Here is a 12861-nt window from a genome sequence, read left to right as displayed (position 1 = left end):
TGGGTGTTGTGGTCAGCGGCGGGTTCGTGCGCCGCCGGCGGCGGCGTGGGCGCGGGCGGTGGTGCGCGGTCTGGTGCTTCGGGCGCTGTTGCGGGCCCAGGTGGCGGCGCGGGCGGCCGTGATGCGGGCCTGCTGCCAGGCGCTGAGCTGGGAGGGCTTGACGGATACCGACCAGGTGCGGATCTGCGCGCTGTGCGGGACGCGTCCGCGCGGGCGCATCACGGGGTCGGGGCTGGCGAGTTCGGTGGAGAAGGCTTTCACGAGGTGCATCGGAGTGTTCGGCGTGAAGTTGGCCGTCCAGCCGTTGCCCTGCTTGTCCTGCGCTCCGCTCCACCACGTCGCCGCCCCGTCGGGGTTCTGGCGGTACTGCATCCAGGCGGCGCCATCGGGGCTGGTCGCCACGTAGTGTTCGCCCTCGAAACGCGTGTGCCAGTTCTGCTCCTGCAGCGGAGCCCAGACGTTGGGGGCGTGTGCAGAGCGGGGACGGGTGAGGGCGTCGGTCAGGCCGGCGACGATCTCCACCGGGGCCTGACGGCCCAGGTGCGCCGACCACTCGCCGCTGGCCCCGTCTGCCCGGCCGTGGATGGTCCAGCCGCCGGGAAGGACGTAAGGGTCGTAGGCGACGCGGACGGTCCGGTCCGGGCTCTCCATGAACAAGGGGCCGCCGGTCTTGGACTTGTCCCGCCAGCCCGAGGCACGCAGGAACTCCGAGACGTGCCGGACGTCGCCGCCGCCTGCCAGGGCACGGGGCTGGACGAGGTAGTGCTGCTCGGCCTGCTCGCCGGGCCCCCAGCCCTGCCACTGCTTCTTCTTCACCGGCGCCGCCGGACCACGAGCGGTGCGGGCACTGGGCGCTTCGCCGCGGTGGTGGCGGGCTGGGTGCTGACGTGCGCCAGGGCGTCCTTGTGTTCGTCCAGGTCGAGGGTGATGTCGTGCAGTTCGTTCGAGGCACGGCCCAGAGCGAGCCACACCTCCGCGGGGAGCGCGCCGCGCTCTGCCTGGTCCTTGGCGAACACGCTTCCGGTGGCGACGAGGTGAGTGACGCCACCGAGAACTCCGACGTCCGGGTCGAGAACGCGGGCGATGACCTGCGCGGCCTGGGGTGGGGGAAGCTGCGAGAGGTGGTCGGCGAGCTGGCCGAGCTGGCGGGTGATCTCGTCGGCCAGTCTCACCGGATAGGGGGCGGGGTGGGACATGCTCCTCCGGGACGGTGAACGGTCAGTGGTGGTGGCGCTACCCGACGCGCTGTGACTCGGTGAGGACGCCCTCCGGGCGGGCGCCGGTCAGCGGGGAGGTGTGGTCGGGACCGGTCGGTATGCAAGCGCGCAGATAGCGGCGGAACAGGGCTGTGGCGAGCCGGGGCTTAAGCCGGTTGCTGATCGGTGGGGGTGTGCGGGGTGCTACGGGTTTCTCCGGGAGTCGGGCGGTGTGCTGGGCGGCCCCGGCGTGGTGCCGGGGCCGCTCGGGCGTCTTACGGGGTACGGCGGGCCGGTGCGGAGTGCGACGGGGAGCCGTCCGGTGCCGGTTGCTGCGCTGCGGGACGGGCCGCTCTGGTGCGGAGGCCGTGCATGGCCAGCCGGCAGGCGGCTTCGTCGAAGACGCCGGGCGTGCACTTGACGTCATGACCGGTCAGGAGCAGGGCAGGGATGCCCAGGTCGGCCTCCGCCTGGTTCATCGAGTCCTGGCGGTTGCCGTACGGGTGCCGGACGGGGTCGGCGGCATGGATGCCGGGGCTGAGGTAGGCGCGGTCCGTCCGGCGGGGTGCTGGAGGGCGGTACCGATGCCGAGCGCGTCGAGGCGCGGGCCGATCTCGCGTAGGGCGCGGGCCTGGACCTGGGTGTCGTCACCACCCAGGCGGTAGATGCCGCTCTGCGGGTCCTGGATAAAGCCGTGGGCGACGAGGATCGTGCCGGCCCGGTCGTCGGCGGGGGCGGTGGCGACGCTGCCGTCCGGCTGCCAGGTCAGGACGATCCGGTCCGGCTGGGAGGGCTGGATGCCACCCAGGGCGTTGTGCCGGACCTGTGCGAGCGCACTGTCGTAGCGGGCGAGCAGATCGCCAGCGACCTGCTCGGCACTCAGGAACGGGTCGTCTGCCAGGGCGACGCCGTTGGGCTCAGGGACAGCCCGGTACGCCTCGTCGGGCAGGGCGCGCGGGGCGACGGCGGCGAGAAGGAAGCCGTCGCGTCCGTCGTGCCGGTCCAGGAGGACGAGCTGGGCGCCGTCGGGGCGGCTGAGGACGGCTGCCTGCGTCAGCGGGTGCTCGGCGAGGGAGGCGGCGACCAGGTCCAGGTCCCAGATCCGGTCGGCGAGTTCGGCGAGGTCGTCTTTGGCGTCGGCTGTCAGGTGCGTGCTGGTCCAGGTATCGGGGAGTTCACCGGCGAGGACGTCGGCGTACGAGGCGAGGTGCTCGGAGGTGTCGTGGTCGTGCATGGTGTCCTTGGGCAGTTGCAGGGGCTCAGCGGCGCAGGCGGGTGGCACCGACGGGTGACGGTGCCGGGGCCGGCAGTGCACGCGGCGGGGGTGGGCAGGCGCACACGGCGGAGCGTTCGGGCTCGTGGTCGGGAACCTGCTCGGCGCAGGGGCGGCGGCCGGGGTGAGGGGCGTGCCGGTCGGCCAGCCGTTCGCGGGTGTACGCGAGGTCGGAGTGGATGACGCGGACGTATTCGTCGGCGAGGTAGCGCAGGCGCCGGGCGGTGTGCGGATCGGTCGCGTTGCCGAGTCCGTCGAAGAACTCCGCCAGAGCGCCGAGGGTTTCCTCCAACCCGGCGAGGATGCCGTCGTGGGGCGCGGTGAGTTCGGTGAGGATGTCGGCTGCCTCGGCGGTGTCGGTGGCTTCGCGCAGGCGTTCGGCGAGGTGGGAGACCGAGGTACCGAGCGTGGTATAGCGCGCGGGGCGGGCGTCGGTGTCGAAAGGTTCGTCGCAGTCGACGTGGTACCCGGCAGCCCGCAGGCGCGCTACGGCATCGGTGGCGAGACGGGACTCGTCGTCCTCGGTGAGGCCGGCGGGGGCGCGGTGGTAGGTCTCGTGGAGGCGGACGACCGCGATGAATCCCGCGCGCTGGAGAATGCTGTGTGCCTCCAAGTCCCCGCCGCGCGCGAGGAGTTCGCTGGAGCTCGAGTCGCGGCGGATGTCCATGAAGCGGCCGGTATGGGGCAAGAAGGCGTTGCTCCTACGGAGATCTGTGGGCGGTGTGCCGGGCTACGGGCGGTGCAGCGGCGATCCGGGACCGGCGGACCAGGTGGGCCGCGGTGGTGTCCAGGTCCTGCTGGATCGCGTGGAGCCGGCGGGCGATCAGCTCCAAACCGTGTGCCGCTTCGGTGCCAGCGGCTCCGGGCTGGCGGGCGATGCGGTGAGCGGTGTGCTCGATCAGTCCGCGGACCGTGGCCAGCGGGCCGGCCTGCTCGTCGGCGAGCTGCGTAAGGACGCTCGCGAACTGCGCGGATGCGGTGGGCGCCGTACGGACAGCGGGGCGTGCCGCGGGTCCGGTGCGGGCGGGGATCAAGTTGAGGTCCTGTTCGATGCGGCCTGCCTCGCCCGCAAGGCGCCGCAGGAGGTCTGCGGGCGGGGTGCGCCACGTGCCGTCGAGGTGGATCAGGTTGGCGATCAGGTCCAGGCGCCCGGGCTGTGCCTGGACGGCAATCCACCGCCAGCCGTGCTCCGCGGCGCCGGGTATCTCGATACCGGCGGCTCGCGCGAACCGGTGAGCGGTTTCGGCCCACTCGGGACCGGTCAGCTCCCGGTCGTCCGGGTGGAGGCGGATGACGAGATGGAGGATCGCCCGCCGGTCGTCGTCCGCACTGGCAGTGAACGGATGCTCCAGATAGGGATCTTCGAGGTGCTCGGCCCACTGAACGGATGTCCAGGTTCTCTGCTCGTCGTTGGGGGTGTAGTAGTCCAGGCCCGGCCAGTGGGCGACGATGGTGAACTCCGTCAGACCCTCGTTCGGGGAAAGGGGCCGCCCGAGTGCCTCGGCGAGCGGGTCGCGCGGCGAGTGGGTCCGCGCGTTCAGGCGGGGGATCATGACGGCACCCCGCTCGACGTGCGGGTGGGCGGCCGGTGCTGATGAAGGTCGCGGGCTGCGCAGAGCAGGGAGCGCACGCGGACCAGGTCGGCGTGCACCGAGGTGTCCCCCGGCGGGAGACAGTCGATCGCCCGGTCGATGGCGCCCAGCCCTTCGTCGTACCGGCCCAGCCGGCGCAGGGCCCCCGCCACGCGGAAGAGGACGATCGGGTCGCTGCCGGTGGCGAGGGCCGGTCGGGAGCTGAGGGCCAGGAGACGCTCCGCGCCCTGGTCCAGGTCCTGGCCGAGCCACAGCCCGTGCAGCAGGACGTGCAGGGTCTTGGTGTGCTGCCCGGCCTCCGCGAGGACCTCGTCCATGACCGCCAGGCCCTCCGGGCGGGACTGGCCCAGCAGCGCGAAGGCGTACAAGGCCCGGGCGTAGCAGTCCAGCGGCTGACGTGCGGATTCCGCGAGTTGCTCGACGAGGCGTTGGAGGGTGGGGCAGCGGAAGTCGAACCGCAGGGCGCTCAGGTACAGATGAGCCAAGGTGCGGGCGGTGATCGGGTCGAGGCCCATTGCGGTGACGTCCTGCGGGGACAGCAGGGCCAGGACGCTGTGGCCGGCCGACCGTGCCGCCCAGGCAGCATCCGCGCACACCTCGGCCGAAGTTCTCCAGTCGGCCTCGATGTCGCGGAGGTCTTCGGCCAGGTGAAGCGGCCAGGAAGAATCGACCGGAGATGCGGTGGCTCGGGCCCTGGCTCTGTCGAGCGCGGCGGAACGGCCGGGACGGTGCGTGGGGGAAGTCATCGGCCACTCCGGATGTCCGCGATGTGCACGAGCTGGCCCAGGGCGGTGGTGGTGTACCAGCCGCAGTCGATCAGCTCGTCGCGGTCGGCGAACCGCGTAAAGAGGGCATCCTCCATGGCGCGCAGGTAGATCAGGCAGTCCGGGCAGCGGCGCGAGAGGTGCACGAGGTAGCGGGGGTGGGCGGTGACGTAGGACTGGGCGCCGCCGGTCGCATCACGCAGCCGCCAGCCGTCCTCGTCGGTCGGGGTGTGCCAGGACGGGGCCACGACGCGCATCGCATCGCCCCACAGTTCTCCGCCGGCCATCCCCTTCAGGACGACGACAGTGTCACCGGCCTGGAAGTGGGCGTGGGTGATGTCCCGATCGGGGGTGAGCGGGTCGGGCGTCGGTGCGAACGCCGAGGTGGGCGGAAGCTGGGACATGAGTTCCTTCCACGCAGATGCTGGCGGGGTGGGAGCATCAATAGTCCGGAGGAACGCCGGTTTGGCTAACCGGCGTTATCCGGCTATGTTGCCCAGCCGTCAGCGGAACGGGTTCTCCGTCCCGCGGTCCGCCTCACTGGCTGCGTCGAGGAGTTCGAGCAGGTCAGTGCCTTCGGCGTCGCGCTGGTCGATCCACCATCCGGCACGGGTGATGGCGCGGGCCTTCTCCTCCAGCTCCGCCCAGTCCGCCTCGTCCCACGTGCCCTCGATGACGAGCGCGGTGTGCGCGGATGTCATCAGCTGGTGGCGGGAGCGTTCGCCCCAGTCCAGGGCCTTGGCCGGGCCCTCCAACTGCGGCATGTCGAACTGCTTCGCCCACGCGAGGGCTGCCTCCTGCTCCTCGGCCCGCTTGGCCGTGAGCCACTCCTCCTTGGACCCGGTGTCGGCGTCGCGCGCCGCCTTCCAGCAGTCGGTGCAGTCCTTCGACGCGAGCCAGCGGGCGAAGCCTGCCCGCTTGTCGGCAGGGCGATTGGACAGGTCATGATCCACGCGGTGGGAGCAGGCGTGCTCCACGGTCCAGTGCGTACGAACAGCCATAATTCGATCTCCTCAAAGGGGTTGCAAGGTGGGGGTTGCGCCCTGATCAGGGCGTCTTATGCCGGCCACGGAGCAGGCACCGGCGCCAGCCGCACCGCGACTGCCCGCGGGGCCCAGACGTCGGCGCGCGGCGAGAAGGACGGTGAGAGCGAAGGCCGCGCCGGTGCCAGGGAGCGCCGGGTCGGCGAGCGGCTGCTTGGCGAGGTGTCCGGCGAGGGCGGTGCGGCGGGCGGGACGCTTGGCCAGGAGCACGGCCACCAGTGCCTGCAACGAGGCTTCGCGCGTGAAGACCAGGTAAGTGGGAGTCGCTGCAGATCGGCGCTTGGGCTCCCCCGAAGCGGTCACCAACTTGTCTGTGTGTCAGTGGGGTTGGCTATATGGACGTGGTCGACGAGATCCTTGAAAGGCATGGTGCATCGGTGATGATGGCCAACCGCTACGGCGCTCCATCCGAGGAGCGATAGGCGCGCCGGCCGGCGCTTCCCTATCGCGACGCCCGCTGGGCGGCGACGCTGTGACGTGAATCCAGCGCATGATGCACCCTGCCCTGATTCAGGTGACGGCGCTCCGACGGAGTATGGGAGGGCCCTACTTGTCTGCCACCACTTCTACCTGTGACCACCGCGTGTATCACGTTGTCGTCGTTGCGCTGGTATCCGTCATCACTGGGCTGGTTGCGGGGATCGGCTCCGCTGTTCTGGGGCAGCCTGCCCTCACCGCCGTCGCCTCTGGCGGGGTCGTCCTTGCCTTCACCTACGGCGCCGGCATGACCGCCGTGTCACACGTGAGTAAGCGTCAGCAGTAGCCGCTGCTCCGGGGCGGCTGGCATGGCCGCCCCTAGGCCGTGGGCGCTCAAGACAGCTCACGATCGTGCTCGTATTCTGCGAGGGCAAGGTTGATCGCGTACTGCTCCATGGGCTCGTGTCCGTCAAGACCAGGTGGGACATGGGCTTAGCGGTGTCGGGCGGTGGTGCTGGCGCGGGGTGGCGGCGTGGGCGGTGTGGTGTCCACGGCGGGGCGCGGACGAGTGCGCAGCACGGGGGTGCGGTGCGGGGGCAGGACGGCGACGGTCGCGCCGAGGTCCTCGGCCGCCTCTTCGACTTCGCGGGTGAGGAACTCGATCTGCCGGCTCAGCGCTGCCAGGCGGGCGGCGATCTGGCAGCACTGCACGGTCTCCAGGGCGCTGGCGAACTGGCCGCTGGTCTCCAGGAGTTCCTGCAGGCGGACCATCGGGCCGGCGTCATAGCCGCGCTGGACAGCGCTGAGAAGCGCATTGGAGGCGTCACCGGCACTGTGGCCTTCGACGACATCGCGGATGAGGTCCTGCAGGGACACCTCCGGGACCGGTGCCGGGCGGTTGAACCGGGAGACGTCCGCGCGCAGCACGCCGGGCGGAACCGGAGCGGGCAGCACCTTGCCCGCCTCGTACTCGTGGGCGTAGTGCCCGACAACCTGCCAGCCCGGTGCGTCCGGATCGCCGCGCAGCGCGACCACCGTCGAGTCGTCATCCTCGACCAAATAGGCGAGGGTGATCGGCTGCCCGTCGGCGGCGTACCACGACTCGGTCAGCTCCAGCTCGCCGCGCCTTTGCGCGGCCTGGGCCTTCTTGGTCCACACTTGCTGTTCCTCGTCGGTCAGCGGAGCCTTGTGGTGCTGGCCGCCCTGCTGGTCGGCGAGGTTGCTGGCGATGGAGCCGTGGTCCGCCCAGGCGGCCAGGTGCGGCCACAGGGCCGCGTGCTGAGCGCGCGCGGCCGGGGAACCGGGGGCGGCTGGCCGGTCGAGCGCCCGGCGGATCTCGGCGGCCGAAACGGCCAGGCCGTCCAGGACGGCCCGCCACCCGGCCAGGTGCCGAGCGGGTGGCAGCTCATCGAGCACCAGGCGGGCGGCATCGAGGAGAGCCTCGGCGTGCGGGGCGAGGTGGGCGGCGTACGCCTCCACCGCGGCCTTGTCGCGGTGGGCTCGTGCGGCTGCCGCGGCGCCCGCGTTAACGGTACGACCGTAGCGGTCGCGTGTCATGTCGAGCGCGGCCTCGGTCTCGCGGTCGATGACCGCCAGCCGCAAACGGAAGTCGCGTACCGCGTTGGCCAGTTCGGGAGCGGTCGGCAAGGGGCCGTCGGGGGTCGGACTGCTCGCGGGTGTCATCGGGACCGCCCGCCGGTCGCGGCCGTCAGATGGACGGTCGGAGCGTACGTGGGCTTCGGCGGGATCGGCCGGGCCGAAGGCGGGGAGGTGGTGGGCGGTGTAGAGCTCTGCGTCGTCCGGCCGGCGGCGGCCCGGGCGAGACGGCTGCGGCGCTCCTCGAGTCCGTGGGGCCGGGCGGGGTGTGCCGGTCCGGCCGAGAGGGACGGGTCAAGCCGGATGTCGGCCTGCACGGTGTAGCCCTGGCGGCGCAGGTCGTGGACGGCTTGGCGGGTGCGGCGGACTCCGTCGCGCTCGGGCTCGCTGAGCCGGTACAGGCCGGGTTCTCCGGGAACGGGCTCGAACTGCTCGCGCTCCAGGTACCAGTGGGCGAGGTGCGCGGGCATAGACGCGGTGAAGGAGGCGACGAAGCCGTGTTCCTCGTGGTCGCCGAAGGCGAAGTGGGTGCCGGGGTGCAAGGGGGCAGTGTTCTCCTCGGGGCGTGGGGCGGAAGGGGTCAGGGGCCGCGGTGCGCGGGCCGGGCCGTGGTGAAGGGGCGGGCCGGCGCGGCGACGGGCAGGGCCGGGCGGCGGTGGGGTGCCAGTGAGCCAGGTCTCGATGGCCGGCCACGCGCGTGCTCGGCGCTCCTGCTCCGGCACGAAACCGCCGTGGACGATCTCGTCGACCAAGGTCTCGGCATCGATCACGGCGTCGGCCAGACGGGAGAGGGCCGCGGCGTCGTCGGGCCACGGGCTGCTCGCGGGTCGGCACCGGTCGAGCAGCGCCGGGGCGTGGTCGACGACGGTCAGGAAACAGCGCCAGGCGTGGTCGAGGAACAACTCCGTCGCGGCGCCGAGAACGGCGGCGCTCAGCGGGGTGGCGTCGCTGTAGCGGCCGGAGGCGTTTATGGCCTGCCAGGTGTCGTGCTCGCAGCGGATGTCCCCGAGCACGGCGGCGATGGCCGCCGTCTGGCGGGCGTGGACGGCCTGCTCGTAGGCGGGGAGGTACCGGCCGGTGAGGGCCTGGGCAGCCCGCCCGGCAACCGGCGGCAGGACGATGCTGCGCGGGGCGTGGGGATGGCCGTAGCCCCCTTCCAGTCCCTCGGGCGAGAAGGCTCCGACCAGGTAGTCGAGTTGACGGCCGGGACGTTCGATGAACAGCAGCGCGGTGCGCTGCACCGCGTCGGTGAGGAGCGCGGCGTAGGGGATTCGCTCGGTCTGGACGGCGCGGCCGAGTTCGCCGCTGTCCCAGATCCAGGGGACGAGGTCTTCCTGCCAGGCGGGGTGCGAGTAGATCTCGACCGAGGCGTGCCACTGGCCGGGCAGGAGGCGCGCGAGGTCGCGGGCGGCGTCGCCGATGAACCGGCGGCTGCTCGTGTGCACGCTGGTGCGGTGCCGCTTCGCGCACGTGACCAGGTCGACCACGGTGGTCTGGGTGCCGTCCGGGGGCAGGTGCCAGACGCCCTCGTCGTCCCGCTGGAAGCCGCTCTCCGCGAGGGCGGTGTGCGCCCAGGCATACCGCTCGCCCGAGGCGATGGCGACGATCCCGGACTCCCGGCTGTGCGCCAGGATGATCTGCGCCTCAGTCACGGACCAGGTCCTCGCCGCCGCGCAGGACGGCACGCAGGCTGCGGCCGTACGCCCAGGCGTGCTCACGGGCAGCCGCCTCCAGCTGGTCGTATCCGACCTGGGCTGTCATCTGCCCGTTCCACTTGCGGTATTGGTACACGGGGACCGGCAGCAGGATCCCGGGCGCGAGAGCGGTGACGCCGAGGGCCGCGCAGTAGTCCTCGCCCTGGACGAGGCCGCCCATCGGCGCGGCGCGCACGAGGTCGGTGCGGGCGAGGATCGTAGTCGGCCCGATGGGGATGGTGTCTGCCGGTGACTTCCAGTACGTCCACACGTCACCGGCCTCGTGCCGGCCGGGCGGCGTGGGGCAGCGCCACAGGATGGTCGAGCCGTCGGGGTGCTGGTCCTCGCTCCAGCCGGCACACCAGCCGACTCCGGTGGACTCCAGGGTGTTCAGCCGTAGAGCCATCGCATCGTCGGTGAACTCATCATCGTCCGCCCAGTTGGTGTACGGGGTGCGTACCTGGTTCAGGGCCAGGTTGCGGGCGCAGGCGGCGCCGACCGGCCGGGGCAGCGACAGGGTGCGAACGCGGGCATCTTGTGCGAGCGGGGCCGGCAGGCGGTCGGGCGAGGCACCGTCGAGTGCGATCACGGCCTCCCACGGCACGGACTGCCGGGTCAGGCTCGAGTGCATGGCGGTCAGGTAGTCGAGCCGGTCTTCGCGCAGACGGCTGGCGATGACGACGGTGATCAAGGGCGTGGTGCGCGGGGGCAGGGAAGGCTCCGGGAAGACGAGGGAAAGCTAGCGGCGGGCGTTGGGGCGCGAGGGGCCGGCCTTTGCCGGGGCTGCGGCAGGAGCGCTCGGACTCGGCGTGCTGCGTGATGCCCGGATAGCGGGCGGGGAGTCGCGGGAGGACCAGGCCGCCGGGTGGTCGTTGAAGGCGGTGCGCGGGTCGATGGCCCAGCTCACGATGGGGCCGATGTCCTCGTGCAGGAGGCTGATCACCTCGACGCCCTCCTTGTGCAGGACGTACCCCCACTCCATGTCCTGCGCATCGGCGGTCTCGTCGGTGACCGACATGCGTACCGGCGGCGAGCCGTCCGGGGTGACCAGGTGGTCGAGGGTTCGGCTGGGCCAGTGGTTGCCGCCGGTCAGCGCGGTCACGAGTGCGGGCGGGGCATCGTCGAAGAGATCGGTGCCGAGTTCGTCCCAGCCGACGGCGACGTCGTCGATGAGGTGCCGGCACATGGCCTTGATGTCGCGTCCGAACTTGTACTGGTAGGCGGCCAGGAGCAGGGGGAGGTGGTGGCTGGGCACGCCGTCGAGCTGGACGTGGATGCCGGTGTAGCCCGTGCCGACGGTGGGGCGGGCGATGAAGGAGCGAGTGGACAGGGAGCTCTCCGCAGCAAGCAGGGGGCGGGAAATGTTCGGCGGCCATCAGGTGGCGCGCGGGTGCGTCTACACGCGGTCCGACCAGGACGGGACCGGCGGGCCGGAGGCATCGGTGCGGGCGCAGGTGTAGCCGATCAGGCGGGACGGGGCAGCCTTCGCGGGGACGGTGGCGGCGTCGTTGCACACGAACGTGTACCTGATGGAGGTGCGGGGCACATCGTGGAGCCAGGCCCGGTCCTCCTTGCCCGGGTTGATCTGCAGGCCGGAGTGCGCGACGGTGTCGGTCTGCGTGTGCATGTGGGAGAAGAGAACTAGCGCGCCGCCGTCGGTGGTCTTGAGGGCGTAGGCGTCCTTGTAGCGGTTGTCGGCGCTGGCGAAGACGGTGGTGCCCTGGTCCCCGTAGCGGGTGCCGGTCTTGTCGTGGACCTCGATCTGCCGCTTGCTCGCCGTGGTCGGCGTGAAGACCTTCGTCCCGGTGTGCGTGCCGCCGGTGGCGAAGTTGTCGAGCACCGCGGCACGCAGAACGCCGACGTCGGCGGCGAGGTGCTTGTTGCCGTCGGCGGCGACGGCCGTCGCGTACCCGTCGTGGTCGAGTGCGATGTCCGGCAGTTTCGGGCTGTCGAGGTCGACGACGGAGACCATCTCCCAGCGCTTGTGCTGGGGTCGTTCGGCGAACACCGCCAGACGCGAGGGGGCCTTGCCCTTGTCGTCCGAGAGCGCGGCGGCGAACCAGCGGTCCTGTCCGGCGGCCAGGCGCGGGATGTACAGCTTGGTGCTGGCGGTGTCGTAGGACCAGGGCTTGTAGGGCGTGCGGTCGGCCGCGGGAAGTCCCTCGGTCTCGGCGTAGTCCGAGACGGACATGGCGTACAGCGGGCCGTCCTCGATGGTGCCGAGCAGGGCGCGGTTGCGATCGGCGTTGGCCTCGTTGTTGATCTGCGAGTAGTGGGTGATGACGGCGCGGGCCTGGGCGGCGCTGAGGGCAGGCGCCGGCTGCGCCGCGCTGCTGGCGCTGGGCGTCTGCTTGGCGACGGCAGCATCGTTGTCGGTGGCACAACCGGTGAGCGCCAGGGCGAGGCAGGCGGCGCCGACGAACAGCGGCAGGGTGCGGCGGGCGATGCGGATGGAGACTCCAAGGATCTAGGGGCAGGGGGGTCAGCGCGTACGGCGGAGCGGGGGACACGGCCTTCGCTGAGGCCGGCAGCAGGGCGGCGCTGGTGGTGGGCGCCGAGTGGCGCAGGTTCACGCCGATGCCCTTGGCCGTGAGCTGCTGGACCACGGAGTGGACGCGAAGGGCACGACCGGTGTCCCCGTAGGCGGTGGGCAGGAGAAACGCTGCTTGGTGCGGGTGGTACTGGAAGCCGTGGGTGTACAGGGTCATGCGGGCATCCACCGGCACGCTCTCGTACGGTGCGCCGAGGGCTCCGTCGCTGTACAGGGTCAGGGTGAGGACCTGGTCGACCTGCGGTGGGGCGGGCCGGTGCGGAGGCTGGGGCTGGTGCTCCGCGTTGTTGAGGACCGCCCGCAGGGCCTGTTCGTAGAGGGGTAGCAGCCGCCGGGCGATGCGTGCTGCCGCCCGCGCGGGGTCCTTGGGAACGGCGATGCCGTTGGGTTCCGCGACTCCGGCGAAGTGGTGGGGCTTGATGCGCGCGCCGTCGGGGGCGAGCGCAGCGACGACGAACTGGTGCGGGTAGCGAGGCCGGTCGGTCACGTAGAGCCGCTGGTCGGCCGGCCCCTGGAGCACGGCGTCGTGGGTGAGGACGTACTGGCTGACGACGTAGTCGACGTGGCCGGTGTCCCAGAGCTGTTCGGTGCGGGGGAACTGGTCGGCGTACTGCGAGTGGCGCTGGTACTGGCTGGTCCAGGTGCCGGGCAGGCGCGCGGAAAGGCCGGCGGCGAAGGCGGCCAGGTCGGTGCGGAGTGAGGTCATGTGTTCCGGGAGGGAAGCGATGGTCCGGG

The 12861-nt window shown here is 71.7% G+C and carries 16 protein-coding genes; 2 read left to right on the top strand and 14 right to left on the bottom strand.

The genetic code is table 11. From position 1 onward, the window contains the following. Positions 1–12 precede the first annotated feature (12 nt). The 14 genes from AB0L95_RS00985 to AB0L95_RS00920 all read right to left on the bottom strand — a co-directional run bounded on the left by AB0L95_RS00985 (position 13) and on the right by AB0L95_RS00920 (position 11766). Positions 13–816: a DUF317 domain-containing protein gene (locus tag AB0L95_RS00985; RefSeq protein WP_365154892.1), complete on the bottom strand. Its 804-nt coding sequence runs from the start codon at positions 814–816 to the stop codon at positions 13–15. After that, the gene (locus tag AB0L95_RS00980; RefSeq protein WP_365154889.1) at positions 813–1196 is read right to left on the bottom strand and encodes a hypothetical protein; all 384 of its coding nucleotides are present in this window, start codon (positions 1194–1196) and stop codon (positions 813–815) included. Before AB0L95_RS00980 ends, AB0L95_RS00985 begins: the two co-directional genes overlap by 4 nt. 275 nt (positions 1197–1471) lie before the next feature. After that, the gene (locus AB0L95_RS00975) at positions 1472–1675 is read right to left on the bottom strand and encodes a hypothetical protein (RefSeq protein WP_365154886.1); all 204 of its coding nucleotides are present in this window, start codon (positions 1673–1675) and stop codon (positions 1472–1474) included. Next, on the bottom strand, positions 1672–2430 hold the full coding sequence (locus tag AB0L95_RS00970) for a hypothetical protein (RefSeq protein WP_365154883.1): 759 nt from the start codon (positions 2428–2430) through the stop codon (positions 1672–1674). Before AB0L95_RS00970 ends, AB0L95_RS00975 begins: the two co-directional genes overlap by 4 nt. 25 nt (positions 2431–2455) lie before the next feature. Then, complete coding sequence (locus tag AB0L95_RS00965) at positions 2456–3157, bottom strand: hypothetical protein (protein WP_365154880.1); 702 nt, start codon at positions 3155–3157, stop codon at positions 2456–2458. Between the two features lie 13 nt (positions 3158–3170). Continuing rightward, entirely contained in the window at positions 3171–4022 is an 852-nt protein-coding gene (locus AB0L95_RS00960; RefSeq protein ID WP_365154877.1) for a relaxase/mobilization nuclease, read from the bottom strand. Continuing rightward, positions 4019–4807, bottom strand: coding sequence for a hypothetical protein (locus AB0L95_RS00955; protein WP_365154874.1), 789 nt, complete (start codon positions 4805–4807; stop codon positions 4019–4021). Before AB0L95_RS00955 ends, AB0L95_RS00960 begins: the two co-directional genes overlap by 4 nt. After that, positions 4804–5229 (bottom strand): hypothetical protein, encoded by a 426-nt coding sequence (locus tag AB0L95_RS00950; RefSeq protein WP_055495473.1) that lies wholly within the window; start codon positions 5227–5229, stop codon positions 4804–4806. The genes AB0L95_RS00955 and AB0L95_RS00950 overlap by 4 nt, the downstream gene beginning before the upstream one ends. A gap of 99 nt (positions 5230–5328) precedes the next feature. After that, on the bottom strand, positions 5329–5826 hold the full coding sequence (locus tag AB0L95_RS00945) for a hypothetical protein (protein ID WP_365154871.1): 498 nt from the start codon (positions 5824–5826) through the stop codon (positions 5329–5331). A 951-nt stretch (positions 5827–6777) separates the two neighbouring features. After that, positions 6778–7968 (bottom strand): hypothetical protein, encoded by a 1191-nt coding sequence (locus AB0L95_RS00940; RefSeq protein ID WP_365154868.1) that lies wholly within the window; start codon positions 7966–7968, stop codon positions 6778–6780. After that, positions 7965–8423, bottom strand: coding sequence for a hypothetical protein (locus AB0L95_RS00935; RefSeq protein WP_365156443.1), 459 nt, complete (start codon positions 8421–8423; stop codon positions 7965–7967). Before AB0L95_RS00935 ends, AB0L95_RS00940 begins: the two co-directional genes overlap by 4 nt. A gap of 1102 nt (positions 8424–9525) precedes the next feature. Beyond that, on the bottom strand, positions 9526–10266 hold the full coding sequence (locus AB0L95_RS00930; protein ID WP_365154865.1) for a glycosyltransferase: 741 nt from the start codon (positions 10264–10266) through the stop codon (positions 9526–9528). A gap of 48 nt (positions 10267–10314) precedes the next feature. Then, positions 10315–10830, bottom strand: coding sequence for a hypothetical protein (locus tag AB0L95_RS00925; protein WP_365154863.1), 516 nt, complete (start codon positions 10828–10830; stop codon positions 10315–10317). Between the two features lie 141 nt (positions 10831–10971). Beyond that, positions 10972–11766 (bottom strand): hypothetical protein, encoded by a 795-nt coding sequence (locus AB0L95_RS00920; protein ID WP_365154860.1) that lies wholly within the window; start codon positions 11764–11766, stop codon positions 10972–10974. Between the two features lie 367 nt (positions 11767–12133). On the opposite strand from AB0L95_RS00920, the gene AB0L95_RS00915 reads away from it, so the two are divergent. Continuing rightward, the gene (locus tag AB0L95_RS00915) at positions 12134–12451 is read left to right on the top strand and encodes a hypothetical protein (RefSeq protein ID WP_365154857.1); all 318 of its coding nucleotides are present in this window, start codon (positions 12134–12136) and stop codon (positions 12449–12451) included. Positions 12452–12532: 81 nt separating this feature from the next. Then, the gene (locus tag AB0L95_RS00910; RefSeq protein ID WP_365154854.1) at positions 12533–12826 is read left to right on the top strand and encodes a hypothetical protein; all 294 of its coding nucleotides are present in this window, start codon (positions 12533–12535) and stop codon (positions 12824–12826) included. Positions 12827–12861: the final 35 nt, after the last annotated feature.

Source organism: Streptomyces sp. NPDC052036, assembly GCF_040680495.1.
Taxonomy (GTDB): Bacteria; Actinomycetota; Actinomycetes; order Streptomycetales; family Streptomycetaceae; genus Streptomyces.
Note: the sequence above shows the minus strand (reverse complement) of the source record. Positions and strands in the feature narration are given on the sequence as shown.